Below are 20,563 nucleotides of genomic sequence, written 5' to 3' on the forward strand. Positions count from 1 at the left end.
CAAAAAAGTTGACGGCTGGCAACTCGAAGGCGCTAACTGCCGCCATCTCGAATGTCCTTGGGAGAGAGACAGAATGGACAAGACCCTTGCCAGCGTGGCAGAGGCCGTCTCCGCCATCCATGACGGGGCTACCCTCATGATCGGCGGCTTCGGCGGCTCCGGCGCGCCAATCGAACTCATCCACGCGCTGATCGACCGGTTCCTCGCAACCGGCAGCCCGAAGAACCTCACCGTCATCAACAACAATGCCGGCAACGGGCGCATCGGCATCGCCGCCATGATCGATGCCGGCATGGTGAAGAAGATGGTGTGCTCCTTCCCGCGCTCGTCGGATCCGCGCGCCTTCACGGACAAATATCTGGCCGGCGAGATCGAACTGGAACTGGTGCCGCAGGGAACGCTGGCAGAGCGCATCCGCGCCGGCGGCGCCGGCATCCCCGCCTTCTACACCCCGACCGGCTATGGCACCGAACTGGCCGAAGGCAAGGTGATCGCCGAATTCGAGGGACGCGCCTACGTGCAGGAGCGCTGGCTGAAGGCCGATTTCGCCATCGTCAAGGGTCAGCTCGGCGATACCTACGGCAACCTCACCTACAACAAGGCCGGCCGCAACTTCAATCCGCTGATGTGCATGGCGGCTGCCACCACCATTGCCCAGGTCTCGAAGATCGTCCCGGCCGGCGGCATCGATCCGGAACAGGTCGTCACCCCCGGCATCTTCGTCAACGGCGTCGTCGAAGTCGAAAACCCGCAACAGGAAGAAGTGCTCATCCGAGCCGGAGTGGCCCACGTATGACCGACACCACGCTCAACACCCGCGAGGACATCAAGCTCTCCAACGCCCAGATCGCCTGGCGCGCCGCGCAGGACATCGAGGACGGCGCCTATGTGAACCTCGGCATCGGCTTTCCGGAAATGGTCGCCCGCTTCCAGCCGCCCGGCCGGCAGGCGATCTTCCACACCGAAAACGGCATCCTGAATTTCGGCGAGGCACCGCCCGCCGGCGAGGAAGACTGGGACCTGATCAATGCCGGCAAGAAGGCCGTGACGCTGAAACCGGGCGCCGCCTTCTTCCACCATGCCGACAGCTTCGCCATGGTGCGCGGCGGGCATCTGGATGTGGCGATCCTCGGCGCCTATCAGGTGGCGGAAAACGGCGATCTCGCCAACTGGCGCGTCGGCTCCAAGGGCGTGCCGGCCGTCGGGGGCGCGATGGATCTGGTGCATGGCGCCAAGCAGGTCTTCGTCATCACCGAACATGTCACCAAGGATGGCAAGCCGAAGCTGGTGGAGAAATGCACCTTCCCGCTGACCGGCGTCGGCTGCATCACCCGCGTCTATACCAGCCATGCCGTCATCGATATCCGCGACCGCCGGTTCGTGGTGCGCGAAAAGCTTGCCGCCATGAGCCTGGAGGAATTGCAGGCGATGACCGGCGCCCCCCTTCACACCGATGGCCCCGTGGCCGATCTCACCGTGCCGGCGCTTTGAGGAACAGATCATGACAGACGCCTTTATCTGCGATTACATCCGCACGCCCATTGGCCGCTTCGGCGGCTCGCTGTCCTCCGTGCGTGCCGACGATCTCGGCGCCGTGCCGCTGAAAGCTTTGATCGCCCGCCATGCCGGGCTTGACTGGGAGGCGGTGGAAGACGTGATCTTCGGCTGCGCCAACCAGGCGGGCGAGGATAACCGCAACGTGGCCCGCATGTCGGCGCTGCTTGCCGGCCTGCCGGTCTCCGTCACCGGCACCACCATCAACCGGCTCTGCGGTTCGGGCATGGATGCGGTCATCACCGCGGCCCGCGCCATCCGGGCCGGGGAGGCGGAGCTGATGATTGCCGGCGGCGTGGAAAGCATGAGCCGCGCCCCCTTCGTGCTGCCGAAGGCCGAGACGGCCTTTTCGCGCAATGCGGAAATCTACGACACCACCATCGGCTGGCGCTTCGTCAATCCGCTGATGAAGAAGCAGTATGGCGTGGATTCGATGCCGGAGACCGGCGACAACGTGGCGATCGATTTCAAGGTCAGCCGCGAGGACCAGGATGCCTTTGCCGTGCGCAGCCAGGCCAAGGCTGCGGAAGCCCAGGCCAATGGCCGGCTTGCCCTGGAAATCACCCCGGTCAGCGTCGCCCAGCGCAAGGGCGATCCGCTGATCGTCGATCGCGACGAGCATCCCCGCGCCACCTCGCTGGAGGCGCTGGCCAAGCTGAAGCCAGTCAACCGCCTGGAGGGCGCCACCGTCACCGCGGGCAATGCCTCCGGCGTCAATGATGGCGCGGCCGCGCTGATCATCGCTTCGGAAGCGGCGGCGAAGAAGCACGGCCTCACGCCGATTGCCCGCATTCTCGGTGGCGCAACGGCCGGCGTTCCGCCGCGCATCATGGGCTTTGGCCCGGCGCCCGCCTCGAAGAAGCTGCTCGCCCGGCTGGGCCTGACGGTCGACCAGCTGGACGTGATCGAGCTGAACGAGGCCTTCGCATCCCAGGGCATCGCGACGCTGCGCGACCTCGGCATCGCCGATGACGATGCCCGCGTCAACCGCAATGGCGGCGCCATCGCGCTCGGCCACCCGCTCGGCATGTCCGGCGCCCGCATCGCCGGCACCGCCGCCCTGGAACTGAAGGCCACCGGCGGCCGCTACGCGCTCTCCACCATGTGCATCGGCGTGGGCCAGGGCATCGCCGTGGCGCTCGAGCGGGTATAACCCTCTACCGTTCGATCCGCCGTGGTGCTTGCGGCGGATCGAACCGGCTTGCATCAAGCATACATGCTTCGCAGCAAGAACAATTAATATTCCTTTTACATAATCAATTTTTTCTGTACTATTGAAAACATTGTCAGATACGGAGAGCAAAAATGCCCGTTGCTGATGCGTTTCATTTCGATAATGTCGTGAATATTGCTGCGATCATCGCGCTTGTTACGTTTTTTCTGAAATACGTCATCGACGGATACATCGGCAGACGGCGAAACATCCGTGAGAGACGGAAGATGATCCTCGCCTTGTATACCGAGGTGAAGCTGAACGTCGATAATCTGCGAGAGGACGGGGGGCAGATTGATTTTCATGATATTGCGGGCTTTCTCGCCGCGTCTCCGCAGAATGCGCCGCATATCGTGGTGTTCTATTACAGTGACATCTACAAATCGAAGTTCAACACGCTGTCTGATCTGCCTGATGTTCTGATCAAGAACATCGTACAGTTCTATGGCGAGCTCGAGTATATCGGCCTTCTGGCGGCCAGCCTTACAAAGCCGTCGTTCCAGGTGGTATCCCAGAGGGCGCGGGAAGCCACCATCATGGAACTGCAAAAGGCTCTGGCAGAAGCTCTCAGTGGCGGGACGAAGCTGCTGGACGCCTTTGACCTCATCATGCCTCGTGCGCTCAATCGCGAATAGCCGAAGCGATCCGTTCGAACCTTGCCACTCATTCGGTACCGAATGAATGGGTGGGTGCAGGCACATGCCACCGCCGTAGAGCGCCCGCGCATCCTGAAAAATCTGCCGGCGGTCGTCGTCGCGGGTGCAGAACATGGGGCCGCCGCGACAGGGGGGGGGGAGCTGCGTGCACCCCTCACCGAGAGTGGGCGACCGATGGTTCCGCCCTTGCCAATCCCCTCAGGTCGTCATCCTCGGGCTTGACCCGAGGATCCAGTCCCTCGCGAACCGCAGCCGCGAAATGCCACAGGGGTAGCGCCATGGATCCTCGGGTCAAGCCCGGGGATGACGCCGGAGAGGGGAGGGGATGACACCGAGGGGCAAGGGCGCGGTTGAGAAGCCGCGGAGAGGGAGAGTATGACAAGGAAGGCGAGAGCGACGCAGGGAGGAGAGGCCAGCAATTCTCGCCACACGGCGAGAAGGCCGAGCCTGCGAATCGATCAGCCCTTATTGTCAGTTAAAACTTACCGATAAAACGCCCGCGCATCCTGAAAAATCTGCCTGCGGTCGTCGTCGCGGGTGTAGAACATGTGGCCGCCGCGATAGAGGGTAAGCTGCGTGCGGCCCTCGGCAAGCGTCGACGGCAGCTGGTTCAGCACGTAGCGGCTGGCGCCGAACGGGGTGAGGATGTCGGAATAGCCATGCGCCACCATCAGCCGGAAGGAGGGGATGGTGGAGAGAAGGTCGCGCAGGTCGCTGGCGATGCTTGATGTCACCCGGCTGTCGCCGCCGCGCCCGCCGTTCCATTCCCAGCGCCGGTTCACCTCCTCGTTCAGCAGGGTGTAGGTCATCTCGGTGCGGAAGCCGAGGCTGTCGCGGGCGTAAGCCGCAAAGGCGGCCGCATAGGCGCGGGTATAGCCTTCCAGCACCGGGTCGTCATTGCGCACGAAGACCGATTCCGGATAGGCATCGGCATGGGTTTCGCCCGCATCGTAGGGGCTCAGAATACGGCCGGGGCCGCCGGCCTGCTTGGCGTAGAGATCGCCGACAAAGCCGCGGGTCGGCGCAATGGCCTGTTCCGAAAGCCCGGTCCAGCCGGCAATCCTGCGATAGAAGGCTTCCGCCGCCTCGCCCTGCGGCCAGGGGCCGGCAAGGGTGGCGAGATAGTCGGTCATCGCAAAACGTTCGGCTTCGCTGACCTTTTCAGGGTCGAAACGGCCCTGTCGTTCCAGCTCTGCGGCCGCAAGGGCCGGAAACTGCAGCGCCGCCGCCAGCGGATCGCCGTCATTGCCGAACACGAAGCGGCCTTCCATCAGCGGCGAGATCATCACGATGCCGGAAGGGATCAGGCCCTGGCTGTTCTTCATCGCCAGCGCCACCTTCGCGGCGCGGAAACCGCCATAGCTTTCGCCGAGCAGATATTTGGGTGCCGGCAAGAGATCGGCATTGTCGCGCAGATACAGCGAAATCGCCTTGGCAAGGCTCTCGGCATCCTGCCGCACGGAATAGAAGCGCCCGGCCGCCTCGTCGCTGACGGCGCGGCTCCAGCCCGTGCCGACCGGATCGATCAGCACGAGATCGGAAAAGGCCAGCCAGCTTTCCGGATTGTCGGTAAGCGCCGGCCGGCTGCCATCGGCATTGTCACCGGAAAACGGAAGAATTTTCGGGCCGACCAGCCCGAGATGCAGATAGGCGGAGGATGCCCCCGGCCCGCCATTGAAGGCGAAGGTGACAGGACGCCCCGGCGCGCGATCCCTGGCGCGATAGGCGGTGTAAAAGATCTTCGCCGTCACCTTGCCGTCCTGGCCGCGCAGCGCAAGCGTACCGGCGGTGGCCGAATAGGGGAGGGGCCCGGCGGCGGTCTGCAGCACATGCTCGCTCACCGCATCGGCCGGCAGCAGATCGATGAGCCCGCCGCTGCGCTCCGCCCCGGCAGTGCGCGGCGGGTGCTCCTCGCCACCTGTATCCCCGCCGCCGGCCTGCTGGGCAAAGGCGGGTGGGGCGATGAAGTCGGGAGCCGCCACGGCTACCGAAAGCAGGCAGGCGCCAAGAAGGGCAAAGCATGTGGCAAGGCGCATGTCGTTATCTCCTGCTGCGGCAGAGGCCGCTGTATCTGGTCCGGGCGAGGGGCTGGCTTCGAAGACACCGTTGCGATGTCCGCCTTCAAAACAGTCCGTGCCGCCGCAAGACGCCCTCAATGTAGGGCGGTGCGACAATAGGGAAACTCAACTTGGCTTGAACGGCCGCCACAAGCCGGTAAAGAAGATGTCAGCCCATGCCGGATGCAGATGTGACGGGAGCGGCGAGGGGATGCGTTCGCGGGGGCGGACGCTGGAAGGTGGCCGGTTTTCTGGTCACCTGACCAAGGGACAAGGGTCAAGGGGCAACGCCACACTTATGCAGGTGATGCGGCAGATCATGCGGGACAGGATGCTCGCCGGCGCGCTTGCGCTGGTCTTCGGCTACCTGTTGCTGCTGCAGGCCGCCGTCGGCGATTACAGCCGCAGCATGATGGGAGCCGCCCTGCTGACCGATCAGGGCACGCTCTGCACCGCGCATGGTCCGCAGGGACCCGCCGCCCATGAAGATCAGGCGGCCGCCACCGGTGCCGGCCAGAGCGATCACGAGACCGATCACGGCAGGCTCCTGCCGGATTGCTGCGGTATGCTCTGCCGGCTGGCGGCCAACCTGTCTGTCGCGCTGCTCGCGCCCCCTGCAGCCGGCTCGCCAACGCTTGTCGCGCCACCGGACGAACCCGTCTTTGCAAGAGCCGCAGATGCCCGCCCGCAGACCCTGCTGCGCGGCCTGAGCGGGGCAGCCCGCGCTCCGCCCATCCTGATCTGAGCCAAGTTTTCGCACCGCCGGCAGCAGGGATTGCGCCGGCTTGCTCTGTCTTCATTTTCAGGAAAACACCATGTCCGACATCACCTTCGGGCGCAGCGCCGCGTCGAGCCCGACGCGCGCCGCCGATCTCTACCGCGCCGTCTGGCGCTGGCATTTCTATGCGGGGCTGCTGGTCCTGCCCTTCATGATCACGCTGGCGCTGACCGGCGCGCTCTATCTGTTCCGCGACGAACTCGACAACCTCATCCACCGCGATCTGAAGCAGGTGGCGGTGGAGGAGACGCGCGCGACACCCTCGGCGCAGGTCACGGCCGCACTCGCCGCCTTTCCGGGCAAGGCGGTGAAATTCACCACACCCGCCACGCCGACCGCCTCCACCGAGGTGACGGTGTTAACCGAGACCGCCCGCCTGGCCGTCTACGTCAATCCCTACACGGCCGATGTTCTGGGCAGTCTGCCGGATCGCGGCACGGTGATGTGGACGATCCGCACGCTGCACAGCCTCAAATATTTCGGCACCTATGCCCGCTATCTGATCGAGATCGCCGGCGGCTGGTCGATCCTGCTGGTCGGCACTGGCCTCTATCTGTGGTGGCCGCGCCAGCAGACGGGCGGTGTCATCACCGTACGCGGCACGCCGGCGCGGCGTGTCTTCTGGCGCGACCTGCATGCGGTGACCGGGCTTTTCGTCGGCGTCGTCATCGTCTTCCTCGCCGTCACCGGCATGCCCTGGTCGGGCGTCTGGGGCGCCAAGGTCAACGAATGGGCGAACGGCAACAATTTCGGCTATCCGGCGGGCGTGCGCGTGGATGTGCCGATGTCCGGCGAGCATCTGGATCACGTGGCGAAAACCACCTGGTCGCTGGAACAGGCCAAGGTGCCGCTGTCACCACAAGCTGCACCGGGGGCCGGGCAGGGGATGCAGCCGATCGGCCTCGACCGCGCCATCGCCACCTTCGACGGGCTGGGGCTGACGCGCGGCTATTCCGTGGCGCTGCCGCAGAAGGCAAGCGGCGTCTACAGTGGCTCGGTCTATCCGGATGATCTCGCAAAGCAGCGCGTCGTGCATCTCGACCAGTATAGCGGCACGCCGCTCCTCGACATGAGCTATGCCGATTACGGTCCGCTCGGCCGCGCGCTGGAATGGGGCATCAACGTGCATCTCGGCCAGCAGTTCGGGCTGGCGAACCAGATCGTGCTGACGATCGCCTGCATGGCCATTATCCTGCTGGCCGTCTCGGCCGGCATCATGTGGTGGAAGCGGCGCCCACAAGGCGCGCTCGGCGTGCCGCCGATGCCATCAGACCCGCGCGTGTTTCGCGGCCTGATCGCCATCCTCGTCGTGGGCGGCCTGATCTTCCCGCTGGTCGGTGCCTCGCTGATCGTGCTGCTGATCCTCGACATGGCCTATCTGAAGCTTTCGAGGCCGCGCCGGGCGCGCGCCTGAAACAGACGGCGAAGAGGGGAGGGGGGCATCCGCTAATGCCCCCCTCAGATCTCTGTTCACCGGCGGGCGATCACCCAGACGGCATGGATGATGCCGGGCAGGTAGCCACAGAGGGTGAGAAGAATGTTCAGCCAGAACTGCAGGCCAAGCCCAACCTGAAGGAAGACGCCGAGCGGCGGCAGCAGGATGGCGAAGAGAAGGCGAATCAGGTCCACGGAGTGCCCCTTTGGCAAACGGATTGCGGTTCACCGGCATCCGGGCTTGTCGCCGGATATCGGTCTGAGCCGCAGCAACGCGACAGAAGCCGATTGGTTCAATCCGGATCCAGCAGGGCAGGCGGCGGGTGTCAGCCCGCCGTTTCCAGGGATTTCTCGATGCGGCCGCGGCCGATCTCGATGACGTGGCGCATGGCGGCCACGGCCTTTTCCGGATCGCGCGAGGCAATCGCATGGGCGATGCGCAGGTGATTCGCCGCCACTTCGTCCAGCATGTCCGGCGAAGCGGCGGGCGAGGAGAGGCGAAACGCGATGGCGAGCGCTGCCTCGATCAGCGCGCTTGCCGAGCGCATGAACGGATTGCCGGACATGCGGGCAATCGCCAGATGGAATTCGAGATCCACCTTGGCAATGCTTTCCGGCGTGTGCGTGAGATCGTCGAATTTCGCAGCGATGGCATAGAGCGCGACGATATCGTCGCTGGTGGCGCGCTCTGCGGCGGCGGCGGCCGCCGCCGGTTCCAGCGCCATGCGCATTTCGGCCAGATATTCGATGAAATCGAGATCGACGCCCGCATCGCAGCGCCAGCCGAGCACGTCGGGATCGAAAAAATTCCAGTTCGAGCGGGGCAGCACGCGGGTGCCCACCTTGGCCTTCGGCTCGATCAGCCGCTTGGCGGCGAGCGTCTTCATGGCCTCGCGCAGCACGGTGCGGGAGACACCGAATCGCAGCGACAGGTCCGCATCGCCGGGCAGGATCGCCCCTTCGGCAATGGCACCCGATACGATCGCACTGCCAAGCTCTGCCACCACATGCGCGTGGCTGCTGCCCCGCTTCCTGCCGGCGATGGTCGTTTCAAGCAGCCCCACGAAACTCTCCTTCAGATCGGCCCGTTATCCACAGCCGCCCGGGCTTTCTCCCCGGCGGTGCGAATATCGCTGCCCGCAATCGCTTCGCCGTCTCCGGTTCCATCTCAGCACCGCGTCTCGTGTAGGTCCCGAGGGTGCGTGCTGACAAGGCCGGTTTCAGCCCGATTCCGTCCTCCCGGAGCTGAAAAACCCATGCATTTTCAGAGCCGAAAAGCGCGCGAATTCCCGCGCACGCCAGCCTGAGGTGCATCCGTTTCATCAAGTCCTCCCCCGGATGATGACAGATTGGAAGGCATAAGGATCATATAATATGACTTTTGCAAACGGACTTTTTGTCGGCTTTGCGAAGAAAACAGCGCCCTTTCGGATTAAATCGTTATAATTTGATGTGATTGATGGCATTTTGCCCAGTGCCTGCCTGTTGTGCATGCAGAAGAAAGGGTGCTAGGTTGCTTGACAACAGGGCTTTCGGGCAAATAGTCATATTATTGACAAGACCGCGTCCCACGGCGCGGGGAGGAGGGCATGGCCGGATACGGGCGCCATGCCGAATCGTGAGACGGGTGCATTAAAATCATGTTGAGACTTCTGCAGGTTGCGGTCGATGGCCGGGTGCGTGTTGTTGCCTGGGATGGCGAGGGCGAGGCACGGGTTGTCGAGGGCATTTCCTCCACCTACGAGCTGGCAAGCAAGGCGATCGCCGCGGGCCAGGGCTTTGCCGACTACATCGCAACCCTGCCGGCCGGCCCCGTTGTGGACCTTTCCGCGGCGCAGGCCGAAGGCCGCCTGCAGCTGCCGGTCACCCATGCCGACCCGGCCCATTTCATCGTCGCCGGCACGGGGCTGACCCATCTCGGCTCCGCCGATGGCCGTGACAAGATGCACAAGGCGGCGCAGTCGGAAGAAAAGCCGACCGATTCGATGCGCATGTTCCTGATGGGCGTCGAGGGCGGCAAGCCGAAGGCCGGAGAAACCGGCGTGCAGCCGGAATGGTTCTACAAGGGCGACGGCTCGCAGCTGAAGGCGACCGGCGAGGACCTCGTCTCCCCCGCCTTCGCGCTCGATGGCGGCGAGGAGCCTGAGCTGGCGGCGATCTATCTGATCGGCGAGGACGGCACGCCCTATCGCCTCGGTTTCTGCCTTGCCAACGAATTCTCCGACCACGTTACGGAAAAGGGCAACTATCTGTGGCTCGCCCATTCCAAGCTGCGCCAGGCCGCGCTGGGCCCGGAACTTCTGGTCGGCGAACTGCCTCAGCATGTGGAAGGCACCTCGCTGATCCGTCGTGGCGACGCGGTGATCTTCGAAAAGCCCTTCCTGTCGGGCGAAGCGAACATGTCGCACACCATCGCCAATCTCGAGCATCATAACTTCAAGTATGATCTGTTCCGCCGTCCGGGCGACCTGCATGTGCACTTCTTCGGTACGGCGACGCTGTCGTTCACGGCGGGCGTGAAGACCGAGCCGGGCGACCAGTTCGAGATTTCCGCTGCCCCGTTCAAGTTGACGCTTGTCAACCGCCTGGCCGTCGCCGAGGACGCGCCGGTCGCCATCCGTCCGCTCTAAGAGGTCTCGCGTTTCTCATGTCCTCCATTCGTCTCGCCATCGTCGGTCTCGGCAAGATCGCCCGCGACCAGCATCTCCAGGCGATCGCCGCCAATGACGGCATCGAGCTGGTTGCGGTCGCCAGCCGCAATGCCAGGCTTGATGGCGTCCACTGTTTCACTGACATCGATGCGCTGCTCGCCTCCGGCGTGGAGATTGATGCGGTGTCGCTCTGCACCCCGCCGCAGGGCCGTTTCGAGCAGGCGCGCGCAGCCCTTCTCGCCGGCAAGCATGTGATGCTGGAAAAGCCGCCGGGCGCGACCATTGCGGAAGTCTTCGCGCTGGACCGTCTGGCCAGCCAGCAGGGCGTTTCCTTGTTCGCCACCTGGCACTCGCGCGAGGCGGCCGCCGTCGAGCCGGCCCGCAAGCTTCTTGCCGAACGCAAGGTCAAGTCAGTCCATGTCGAGTGGAAGGAAGACGTGCGCCACTGGCATCCCGGCCAGGACTGGATCTGGGAGCCGGGCGGTCTCGGCGTGTTCGATCCGGGCATCAATGCGCTGTCGATCGTCACCCGCATCATGCCGGAGAGCTTCCACCTCACCGCGTCCGATCTGTCCTTCCCGGCCAACCGGGCAGCACCGATTGCGGCCGATCTCGAATTCCGCAGTGCGAGCGGCATCGCCCTGACGGCGGCCTTCGACTGGCGCCAGACCGGCCCGCAGACCTGGGACATCCGCGTCGAGACGGAAGAAGGCCCGGTCGTGCTGACCCATGGCGGCAGCCGCCTCTTCGTTGACGGAGACGCCCAGATCGTCGAGGAAGATCGCGAATACCGCAATCTCTACAAGCATTTCGTGTCTCTGGTGAATGGCGGTCAGTCGGACACGGATTTCTCGCCGCTGGTGCATGTGGCCGATGCCTTCATGCTGGGCCGTCGGCACGTGGTCGAAACCTTCGAGGACTGAGCCGGAGCCGGCCTTCCCGTTCACGCTTTTGCAGAAGAAGACAAGCCCATGAGCAACAATACCCTTCCCACCGCGACCGGCCCGAATGGCAAGCTGCGCTCGCGCGCCTGGTTCGACAATCCGGCCAATGCCGACATGACGGCGCTCTACCTGGAGCGCTACATGAACTTCGGCCTGAGCCAGGCCGAACTGCAGTCCGACCGCCCGATCATCGGTATTGCCCAGACCGGCTCGGACCTGTCGCCGTGCAACCGCCACCATCTGGAACTGGCCAACCGTCTGCGCGAGGGCATTCGCGAAGCCGGCGGCATCGCCATCGAATTCCCGGTGCATCCGATCCAGGAAACCGGCAAGCGCCCGACGGCGGGCCTTGACCGCAACCTCGCCTATCTCGGCCTCGTGGAAGTGCTCTACGGCTATCCGCTCGACGGCGTGGTGCTCACCATCGGCTGTGACAAGACGACGCCGGCCTGTCTGATGGCCGCTGCCACCGTCAACATCCCGGCGATCGCGCTGTCGGTCGGCCCGATGCTGAACGGCTGGTTCCGCGGCGAGCGCACCGGTTCCGGCACCATCGTCTGGAAGGCCCGCGAACTGCTGGCAAAGGGCGAGATCGACTATGCCGGCTTCGTCAAGCTGGTTGCCTCCTCGGCGCCCTCCACCGGTTACTGCAACACCATGGGCACGGCCACCACGATGAACTCGCTGGCCGAAGCGCTCGGCATGCAGCTGCCGGGTTCGGCCGCGATCCCGGCGCCCTACCGCGACCGCCAGGAAATCTCCTACCTGACCGGCCTTCGCATCGTCGAAATGGTCAAGGAAGACCTGAAGCCGTCCGACATCATGACGAAGGATGCCTTCATCAACGCGATCCGCGTCAATTCGGCAATCGGCGGCTCCACCAATGCGCCGATCCACCTGAACGGCCTTGCCCGCCATCTCGGCGTCGAGCTGACCGTTGACGACTGGCAGACCTATGGCGAGGAGATCCCGCTGCTCGTCAACCTGCAGCCGGCCGGCGAATATCTGGGTGAAGACTATTACCATGCCGGCGGCGTGCCGGCGGTCGTCAACCAGCTGATGCAGAAGGGCCTCATCAACGAGAACGCGATGACCGTCAACGGCAAGACCATCGGCGAGAACTGCCGTGGCGCCGTGATCGAGGACGAGAAGGTCATCCGCCCCTACGACCAGCCGCTCAAGGAGCGCGCCGGCTTCCGCGTGCTGCGCGGCAACCTGTTCTCGTCGGCCATCATGAAGACGAGCGTGATCTCCAAGGAGTTCCGCGACCGTTATCTGTCGAACCCGAACGATCCCGATGCCTTCGAAGGCCGCGCCGTGGTGTTCGACGGTCCGGAGGACTACCATCACCGCATCGACGACCCCTCGCTCGGCATCGACGCCAACACCGTGCTGTTCATGCGCGGCGCCGGCCCGATCGGCTATCCGGGCGCTGCCGAAGTCGTCAACATGCGCGCGCCGGATTACCTGCTGAAGCAGGGCGTCACCTCGCTGCCCTGCATCGGTGACGGCCGCCAGTCCGGCACGTCCGGCAGCCCGTCGATCCTGAATGCCTCGCCGGAAGCCGCCGCCGGCGGCGGCCTGGCGATCCTCAAGACCGGGGACCGCGTGCGCATCGACGTGGGCCGCGGCAAGGCCGACATCCTGATCTCCGGGGAGGAGATCGCCGCCCGTTACGCCGAGCTTGAGGCGAAGGGTGGTTACCAGTATCCGAAGCACCAGACGCCGTGGCAGGAAATCCAGCGCGGCATTGTGGGGCAGATGGAAACCGGCGCGGTTCTGGAACCGGCCGTGAAGTATCAGCGGATCGCGCAGACGGAAGGTATTCCGCGCGACAACCACTGAGAGGGGGCGCCCGATCCGGTGCAGGGTCCAAGGACCCGGAGCCGGGGGTGCTTCAAGGCTCAAGAGAACATGTGGGCGACGGTGACGCCGCCCACGGGGGATTTTACGGGCGGGTTCGAAGGGAGCCTCGCCACTCAGGAGGAGTAAACATGAAATTTCTGAAGTCTCTCACCACGGCTGCCGTTTTTGCAGCCATGGCCTTCGCCGCGCCGGCCGGCGCCGCTGACAAGGGCCTCGTCGGCGTGGCCATGCCGACCAAGTCGTCCGCCCGCTGGATCGCCGACGGCGACAACATGGTGAAGGTGCTGAAGGAACGCGGCTACAGCGTCGACCTGCAGTACGCGGAAGACGACATTCCGAACCAGCTGTCGCAGATCGAGAACATGGTCACCAAGGGTGCCAAGGTTCTCGTGATCGCCTCCATCGACGGCACCACGCTGTCGGACGTTCTGCAGCAGGCTGCAACCCAGGGCATCAAGGTCATCGCCTATGACCGCCTGATCCGCGACACGCCGAACGTTGACTACTACGCCACGTTCGACAACTTCCAGGTCGGCGTTCTGCAGGCCACCACGCTGGTCAAGGCTCTCAAGGCCGACACCGAAAAGGGTCCGTTCTACATCGAACTGTTCGGCGGTTCGCCGGACGACAACAACGCCTTCTTCTTCTACAACGGCGCCATGAGCGTTCTCCAGCCGCTGATCGACAAGGGCGTGCTGAAGGTCGGTTCGGGCCAGGTTGGCATGGACAAGGTTTCCACGCTGCGTTGGGACGGTGCAACCGCCCAGGCCCGCATGGACGCCATCCTCTCCGCCTTCTACGCCGACAAGAAGCTGAACGCTGTTCTGTCGCCCTATGACGGCATCTCCATCGGTATCCTGTCCTCGCTGAAGGGCGTGGGCTACGGTTCCGGCAACATGCCGATGCCGTTCGTATCCGGTCAGGACGCTGAAGTTCCGTCCGTCAAGTCGATCATCGCTGGCGAACAGTACTCCACGATCTTCAAGGACACCCGCGAACTCGCCAAGGTCACCGTCGACATGGTTGACGCCGTCATGAGCGGCAAGCAGCCGACCGTCAACGACACCAAGACCTACGACAACGGCAAGAAGGTCGTTCCGTCCTACCTGCTGAAGCCGGTTGCCGTCGACAAGACCAACTGGAAGGAAGTTCTGGTCGGTTCCGGTTACTACACCGAAGACAAGCTGAAGTAAGATCAATCGGGGCGGCGGCGGAAACGCCGCCGCCCATTTCCAACTCCCCATCGGAGAAGATGGCATGCTCGCACCCGTCACTGCGGCCGAACGCCCGCCGATTCTTGAAATGCGCGGCATTTCGAAGTCCTTCGGCGCGGTCAAGGCACTGTCCGAGGTCAGTTTCACCGTGCGCGAAGGGGAAATCCACGCGCTGGTCGGCGAAAACGGCGCCGGTAAATCGACCCTCATGAAAGTGCTCTCCGGCGTCTATCCGCACGGCTCCTATGAAGGCTCCATCCTGTTTGCGGGCGAGGAGCGGCACTTCCGCAATATCAACGATACCGAAGCCCTCGGCATCATCATCATCCACCAGGAACTGGCGCTGATCCCGCTGATGTCGATTGCCGAGAACATCTTTCTCGCCAATGCGCCGTCGCGTTTCGGCGTGATTGACCGTTCGGCCGTACACGAGCGCACCAAGGCGCTGCTGGCCAAGGTGGGTCTTGGCGAACAGCCGGATACGCTGATCACCAATCTCGGCGTCGGCAAGCAGCAGCTGGTGGAAATCGCCAAGGCACTGTCGAAGGATGTGCGCCTGCTGATCCTCGACGAGCCGACCGCATCGCTGAACGAGAAGGACAGCGCGGCGCTGCTCGAACTGCTCAAGGAATTCCGCAAGCAGGGGATCACATCGATCCTGATCAGCCACAAGCTGAACGAGATTTCCGAGGTGGCCGACCAGATCACCGTATTGCGTGACGGCCGCTCCGTCGGCACGATGGACTGCCATGCCGACGTGATTTCGGAAGACGAAATCATCCGCCGCATGGTCGACCGTGACATGGAAAGCCGCTACCCGAAGCGCACGCCGAACATCGGCAAGGTGATTTTCGAGGTGGAAAACTGGTCCGTCTACCACCCGCAGCACACCCAGCGCCAGGTTGTGAAGAACCTTGGCATGCAGGTTCGCGCCGGCGAGGTTGTCGGCATTTCCGGCCTTATGGGCGCCGGTCGCACCGAATTCGCCATGAGCATCTTCGGCCGCTCCTGGGGCCGCAATATCACCGGCACGGTGAAGATGCACGGCAAGCCCGTGGATGTCTCCACCGTCACCAAGGCGATCGATGCGGGTCTGGCCTATGTGACGGAAGACCGCAAGCAGCTCGGCCTCATCCTGTCGGAAGACATCCGCAAGAACATCTCGCTCGCCAATCTGCCGGGTGTGGCGCGCCGCGCCGTCATCGACGACATTTCCGAGATGAAGGTCGCCCAGGAATTCCGCGGGCGCATGCGCATCCGCAGCCACAACGTCTATCAGGAAACCGGCAAGCTCTCCGGCGGCAACCAGCAGAAGGTGGTGCTGTCGAAATGGCTGTTCACCAATCCGGACCTGCTGATCCTCGACGAGCCGACCCGCGGCATCGACGTCGGTGCGAAATACGAAATCTATTCCATCATCAACGAACTCGCGGATGCCGGAAAGGCAGTCGTGGTGATCTCCTCGGAAATGCCGGAGCTGATCGGGATCTGCGATCGCATCCTGGTCATGCATGAGGGCGAATTCGTCGGCGAAGTGGCCGGCGCGGACGCCACGCAGGAGAACATCATGCGCGCCATCATGCGCCGCAAGGGGAGAGAAGAATGACCACGACTGAAACCTCCGCGCCCGCGCGTCCCTCGGCGGCCGCGTTCCTGAAGGACAATCTGCGCGAATACGGGATGCTGATGTCGCTCGTCGTCATCGTCATCTTCTTCCAGGTTGCCACCGGCGGCATCCTGCTGAAGCCGCTGAACCTGACGAACATCATCCTGCAGAACAGCTACATCGTCATCATGGCACTCGGCATGCTGATGATCATCGTCACCGGCCATATCGACCTGTCGGTCGGGTCGGTGGCCGGCTTCATCGGCGCCGTCGCGGCGATGATGATGGTGCAGTATAATTTCGACTTCGTCACGGCGAGCATCATCTGCCTCATCCTCGGCGGCGTGATCGGCGCGGTGCAGGGCTATTTCGTCGCCTATTTCAAGATTCCGTCCTTCATCGTCACGCTTGCCGGCATGCTGGTCTTCCGCGGCTTCATGATCGCGGTGCTGAGCGGCCGCTCCATCGGCCCGTTCGACGTGACGTTCCAGAAGCTCTCGTCCGGCTTCATTCCGGAATTCTTCTCGTCGGAAGGCGGGCTCTACGTCACCTCGCTGATCCTGGGCGTGGCGCTTGCCCTGCTGCTCGTCTGGCAGAACATCCGCAGCCGCGCGCGTCATCTCTCGCATGGCGTCGAGACCGAGCCCTTCGGCTTCTTCGTCGGCAAGAATATCGTGGTGCTCGCCGCCGTCGGCTACATCGCCTATCTGATTGCTTCGCATCGCGGCATGCCGAACGTCCTGATCATCATGGCGATCCTGGTGGCGGCCTACGGCTTCTTCACCAACCGCACGATCATCGGCCGCCAGATCTATGCGGTCGGCGGCAATGCCCGCGCCGCCGAACTGTCCGGCATCAAGACCGCGCGTCTGGTGTTCTGGACCTTCGTCAACATGGGCGTGCTGGCAGCGCTCGGCGGCCTCGTCGTCGCGGCCCGCCTCAACAGCGCCACCCCGAAGGCCGGCGCCGGCTTCGAGCTTGATGTCATCGCGGCCTGCTTCATCGGCGGCGCCTCCGCCTATGGCGGCGTCGGCAAGGTGACGGGTGCCGTCATCGGCGCCTTCCTGATGGGCGTCATGAACAACGGCATGTCCATTCTCGGCATCGGCATCGACTACCAGCAGGTCATCAAGGGCCTGGTGCTGCTCGGCGCCGTCTGCGTGGACGTCTACAACCAGCGTCGTTGAGCATCCTCCCAAGCGTTCCGACCTGAGCGGAAGGCCGCAAATCCTCCGGGGTTTGCGGCCTTTCTGCATTTTTCCGGCTGCTTTTTCCGGCATGCGTCGATGACCGGCAGCGGCCCTGGACAGGTGAAGGTCCGGTTGCAGCCGCAAGCGAGCTGACACGTCCGCGCCACCGGGCGCGGAACATGCGGAGGCCTGCCTGTTGCAGGGCGCCATGGCGGATGCGGTTCAGTTATGCCGGCTGGTAGAGCGCGGCATAGCGCTCGCGCAGCACATTCTTCTGCACCTTGCCCATCGTGTTGCGCGGCAGGTCTTCGGCAAAGATGATGCGCTTCGGCTGCTTGTAGCGGGCAAGCCGGTCCTGCAGGGCGGCGAGGATCGCGCGCTCGTCGACGGCGGCATTCGCCTTGCGCACGACGATCGCGGTGACGCCCTCGCCGAAATCGGGATGCGGTACTCCGATCACCGCGCTTTCAACGATACCTTCCAGCTGGTCGATCTCGCTTTCCACTTCCTTCGGATAGATGTTGTAGCCGCCGGAGATGACGAGATCCTTGCCGCGGCCCACGATGTGCACATAGCCCTTCGCATCGATCTTGCCGAGATCGCCGGTAATGAAGAAGCCGTCGGCGTTGAATTCGGCCGCCGTCTTTTCCGGCATCCGCCAGTATCCCTTGAACACGTTGGGGCCGCTGACCTCGATCATGCCGGTTTCCCCGGCCGCCAGGACCGCGCCACTTGCGGGGTCGGTGATCCGGACCGTAACGCCCGGCAGCGGAAAGCCGACCGTACCCGCGATCCGCTCGCCGTCATAAGGATTGGACGTGTTCATGTTGGTTTCGGTCATGCCATAGCGTTCGAGAATGGCATGGCCGGTGCGCCGGAAAAATTCCGCGTGGGTTTCGGCAAGCAGCGGCGCGGAGCCGGAGACGAACAGACGCATGCCGGATGTGGCCGCATGGTCCAGCGCGGCGCTCTGCAGCAGCCGCACATAGAAGGTGGGCACGCCCATCAGCATCGTGGCCTGAGGCATCAGCGCCAGCACCTCGTCCGGATCGAATTTCGGCAGAAGGAGCATCGAGGCGCCGGCGAGCAGCGTCACATTGGTTGCCACGAACAGGCCATGGGTGTGGAAGATCGGCAGCGCATGGATCAGCCGATCCTGCGCCGTCACCCGCCAGTAGTCTTTGAGCGTCAGCGCATTGGACAACAGGTTGTGATGCGAGAGCATCGCACCCTTGGAGCGGCCGGTGGTGCCCGACGTGTAGAGGATTGCCGCCAGATTGTCCGGTTCGCGAGGCGCATTGCTGAAATCGGAGGGTTCGTTCCGGGCGAGGTCGATGAGAGAACCCGTGCCATCGGCCTCCAGCGTTTCCACGATGGCGCCGCGCGGTTCGGCGATCGCGAGCACGCCTTCCCGCGCCCTTTGCGAGACGACCACGAGGCGTGGTTCGGCATCGCCGATGAAGTAGTCGAGTTCGGCAAGCGTATAGGCCGTGTTGAGCGGCAGATAGATGGCGCCGGCCCGCAGGCAGGCGAGATAGAGGATCAGGGCTTCCGCGCTCTTCTCCACCTGCACGGCGATCCGGTCTCCCGGCGTGACGCCCAGCCGCCTGATGGCGCCGGCCAGTTGTCCGGACAGCGCGATTGCGTCGTCATAGGTCCAGACCGTGCCGTCCTTCAGCAGGATGAAGGGCGCATGGCCGGGTGCGGCCGCGCAAATGGCATCGAAAAGATGGTTGCTCATCGCGTGTTCTCCTCCTCAGTTCGCCGCGCGCGCGGCTCTTGCCGGCATGGCCGGCAGGCTGCGTCGCATGTCCTTCTCCCGACCAAGCAGCGCAGTCACCGCCGGGGCCGCCGTCACTTCGCCGCGCTGGGCCAGTGCCTCGTGGTTGGCCTCTATGTCCTCGAGCTTGTAGAGATAGTTGACCATCAGCCCATGTGCCTGGGCAAGCGCCTTCGGCGACCGGTCTCCGAGAAAATTCAGTCGCTCCAGCCGCGCCCCATTGCCGAGATGAAACCGTGCCACCGGATCCAGGGGACGGCCCGTGGCCGTGCGTTCGACCAGGAAATAGCGGGCGGCAAGTGACAGCAGCACCGGCTCCAGCGCCCCCGCCAGGGTGGCATCTCCGGCCCAGGCCGGATCACCCAGCCGCTCGAGGAGGGCCATGTCCGCCTCGCCAAGGCCAAGCCCCGCTTCGGAGCGGCGTGCCGATGACAGCCAGCCGGCAAATCCCGGCACCGGCGACAGCGTGACGAAGGTCTTCAGCCCCGGCAGGTCCCGACGCAGATCCTCCACCACCTGCTTGATGAGGAAATTGCCGAAGGAAATGCCGCGCAGGCCATCCTGACAGTTCGAGATGGAGTAGAAGACCGCTGTGGTCGCCTGGTCGGCGGCAATCGGCGCGCGTCCCTCGTCCAGGAGGTCGGCAATCGCCGCCGGCACCCCGCGGGTCAGCGCCACCTCCACGAAGACCAGCGGTTCGTCCTTCAGTCTCGGGTGGAAAAAGGCGAAGCAGCGGCGATCCGAGGGCTGCAGCCGGCGGCGCAGTTCGTCCCAGCCGGCAATTTCGTGCACGGCCTCGTAGCGAATGATCTTCTCGAGAATATGCGCCGGCGTCGACCAGTCGATCGGCTGCAGGGTCAGGAAGCCACGGTTGAACCAGGAGCCGAACAGGTGGGCGAAATCGAGATCGACGGCGCCGAGATCGGCATCGCCGGCCTTGATCGCCAGCAGTTGCTCGCGCATGCGCACCAGCCGTTCCGTTCCGTTCGGCGCCAGATTCAGCCGCCTGAGCAGTTCCTGCCGTCGCGGTTCGGCTGCCTCGTGCAGCGCAATGACGGAAGCAGGGCTTTTCTCCGTCCGGTAGCGGTCGATCGCCCGCTCCAGCCGGGCGGGATCGGCGCCGAAGCCTCTGGCCAGCATCTTGAGGAAGTCTGCGGCCTCACCGGCGTCAAGCCGGCTCCAGCGGTCGAGAATTTCCGCCGCGATCGCCATGCCCGATGCTTCACCGCGGCTGGACAGCAGCATGTCGCACAGCGTCGAAATATCGAGCTCCGCTGCCGCGTCGCGGGCGCGCGGGCCAGCGAAAAACAGTGCACGCCCGCGCTCGGTGATGCCCTGCAACATGTCGCTGAGAAAGGAGGTACCAGACATGTGCGTTCCTCTGTTGGGCGGCTGCGACCTTTGCGCGTGCCTTCCCCGCCCTTTGGGCGGCACAGCAGCAAACTGGACGACATCGTACACATTGTCAACAATCTTGCATACATGAAGAAGGGTATTGCATAATTAGCGATGTGGTGGAGCGTCGGGCTCAAGGCCGGCCGCCGCCATGATGCCACTCAACCGTGCATCATGAAAGCGCCCGTGCCGATCAGGGATGGAGCGGGCGCTTTCATGATGCAC

The 20,563-nt window shown here is 64.0% G+C and carries 17 protein-coding genes; 12 read left to right on the forward strand and 5 right to left on the reverse strand.

What is annotated here, in order from left to right; translation table 11 throughout:
• The first annotated feature begins 73 nt into the window (after nt 1-73).
• The 4 genes from FNA46_RS00455 (at nt 74) to FNA46_RS00470 (ending at nt 3,402) form a co-directional block, all read left to right on the forward strand.
• Entirely contained in the window at nt 74-796 is a 723-nt protein-coding gene (locus FNA46_RS00455; protein WP_142880370.1) for a 3-oxoacid CoA-transferase subunit A, read from the forward strand.
• Nucleotides 793-1,491: a CoA transferase subunit B gene (locus tag FNA46_RS00460; protein ID WP_142880371.1), complete on the forward strand. Its 699-nt coding sequence runs from the start codon at nt 793-795 to the stop codon at nt 1,489-1,491. The genes FNA46_RS00455 and FNA46_RS00460 overlap by 4 nt, the downstream gene beginning before the upstream one ends.
• A 10-nt stretch (nt 1,492-1,501) precedes the next feature.
• The gene (gene pcaF, locus FNA46_RS00465; RefSeq protein WP_142880372.1) at nt 1,502-2,707 is read left to right on the forward strand and encodes a 3-oxoadipyl-CoA thiolase; all 1,206 of its coding nucleotides are present in this window, start codon (nt 1,502-1,504) and stop codon (nt 2,705-2,707) included.
• Nucleotides 2,708-2,859: 152 nt separating this feature from the next.
• The gene (locus FNA46_RS00470) at nt 2,860-3,402 is read left to right on the forward strand and encodes a hypothetical protein (RefSeq protein ID WP_142880373.1); all 543 of its coding nucleotides are present in this window, start codon (nt 2,860-2,862) and stop codon (nt 3,400-3,402) included.
• 503 nt (nt 3,403-3,905) lie between these two features.
• On the opposite strand, the gene FNA46_RS00475 is transcribed toward FNA46_RS00470, so the two are convergent.
• Complete coding sequence (locus FNA46_RS00475; protein ID WP_142880374.1) at nt 3,906-5,459, reverse strand: S10 family peptidase; 1,554 nt, start codon at nt 5,457-5,459, stop codon at nt 3,906-3,908.
• A 340-nt stretch (nt 5,460-5,799) separates the two neighbouring features.
• Here FNA46_RS00475 and FNA46_RS00480 point away from each other — a divergent pair, with 340 nt between their 5' ends.
• A complete protein-coding gene (locus tag FNA46_RS00480; protein WP_142880375.1) occupies nt 5,800-6,225 on the forward strand; it encodes a DUF2946 family protein in 426 nt (141 codons plus the stop codon).
• 70 nt (nt 6,226-6,295) lie between these two features.
• Entirely contained in the window at nt 6,296-7,672 is a 1,377-nt protein-coding gene (locus FNA46_RS00485; RefSeq protein ID WP_142880376.1) for a PepSY-associated TM helix domain-containing protein, read from the forward strand.
• A 56-nt stretch (nt 7,673-7,728) separates the two neighbouring features.
• On the opposite strand, the gene FNA46_RS00490 is transcribed toward FNA46_RS00485, so the two are convergent.
• Both FNA46_RS00490 and FNA46_RS00495 read right to left on the reverse strand, forming a co-directional pair.
• Nucleotides 7,729-7,887 (reverse strand): YqaE/Pmp3 family membrane protein, encoded by a 159-nt coding sequence (locus tag FNA46_RS00490; protein WP_142880377.1) that lies wholly within the window; start codon nt 7,885-7,887, stop codon nt 7,729-7,731.
• A gap of 131 nt (nt 7,888-8,018) precedes the next feature.
• Entirely contained in the window at nt 8,019-8,756 is a 738-nt protein-coding gene (locus tag FNA46_RS00495) for a FadR/GntR family transcriptional regulator (protein WP_142880378.1), read from the reverse strand.
• Nucleotides 8,757-9,332: 576 nt separating this feature from the next.
• On the opposite strand from FNA46_RS00495, the gene araD1 reads away from it, so the two are divergent.
• The 6 genes from araD1 (at nt 9,333) to mmsB (ending at nt 17,160) form a co-directional block, all read left to right on the forward strand.
• Nucleotides 9,333-10,322, forward strand: coding sequence for an AraD1 family protein (gene araD1, locus FNA46_RS00500; RefSeq protein ID WP_142880379.1), 990 nt, complete (start codon nt 9,333-9,335; stop codon nt 10,320-10,322).
• 17 nt (nt 10,323-10,339) lie between these two features.
• Nucleotides 10,340-11,266, forward strand: a complete 927-nt coding sequence (locus FNA46_RS00505) for a Gfo/Idh/MocA family protein (protein WP_142880380.1) — start codon at nt 10,340-10,342, stop codon at nt 11,264-11,266.
• Nucleotides 11,267-11,314: 48 nt separating this feature from the next.
• Nucleotides 11,315-13,132 (forward strand): IlvD/Edd family dehydratase, encoded by a 1,818-nt coding sequence (locus tag FNA46_RS00510; RefSeq protein WP_142880381.1) that lies wholly within the window; start codon nt 11,315-11,317, stop codon nt 13,130-13,132.
• A gap of 149 nt (nt 13,133-13,281) precedes the next feature.
• Entirely contained in the window at nt 13,282-14,346 is a 1,065-nt protein-coding gene (gene chvE / locus FNA46_RS00515) for a multiple monosaccharide ABC transporter substrate-binding protein (RefSeq protein ID WP_142880382.1), read from the forward strand.
• Nucleotides 14,347-14,410: 64 nt separating this feature from the next.
• The gene (gene mmsA / locus FNA46_RS00520; protein WP_142880383.1) at nt 14,411-15,973 is read left to right on the forward strand and encodes a multiple monosaccharide ABC transporter ATP-binding protein; all 1,563 of its coding nucleotides are present in this window, start codon (nt 14,411-14,413) and stop codon (nt 15,971-15,973) included.
• The gene (mmsB, locus tag FNA46_RS00525) at nt 15,970-17,160 is read left to right on the forward strand and encodes a multiple monosaccharide ABC transporter permease (RefSeq protein ID WP_142880384.1); all 1,191 of its coding nucleotides are present in this window, start codon (nt 15,970-15,972) and stop codon (nt 17,158-17,160) included. Before mmsA ends, mmsB begins: the two co-directional genes overlap by 4 nt.
• 229 nt (nt 17,161-17,389) lie before the next feature.
• Here the strand turns inward: mmsB and FNA46_RS00530 are convergent, their stop codons facing one another.
• Together FNA46_RS00530 and FNA46_RS00535 are read right to left on the reverse strand one after the other, a co-directional pair.
• Nucleotides 17,390-18,904 (reverse strand): malonate--CoA ligase, encoded by a 1,515-nt coding sequence (locus FNA46_RS00530; RefSeq protein WP_142880385.1) that lies wholly within the window; start codon nt 18,902-18,904, stop codon nt 17,390-17,392.
• Nucleotides 18,905-18,919: 15 nt separating this feature from the next.
• Nucleotides 18,920-20,314: a malonyl-CoA decarboxylase gene (locus tag FNA46_RS00535; RefSeq protein ID WP_142880386.1), complete on the reverse strand. Its 1,395-nt coding sequence runs from the start codon at nt 20,312-20,314 to the stop codon at nt 18,920-18,922.
• Between the last annotated feature and the right edge of the window lie 249 nt (nt 20,315-20,563).

Source organism: Affinirhizobium straminoryzae (assembly GCF_007004135.1).
GTDB lineage: Bacteria > Pseudomonadota > Alphaproteobacteria > Rhizobiales > Rhizobiaceae > Neorhizobium > Neorhizobium straminoryzae.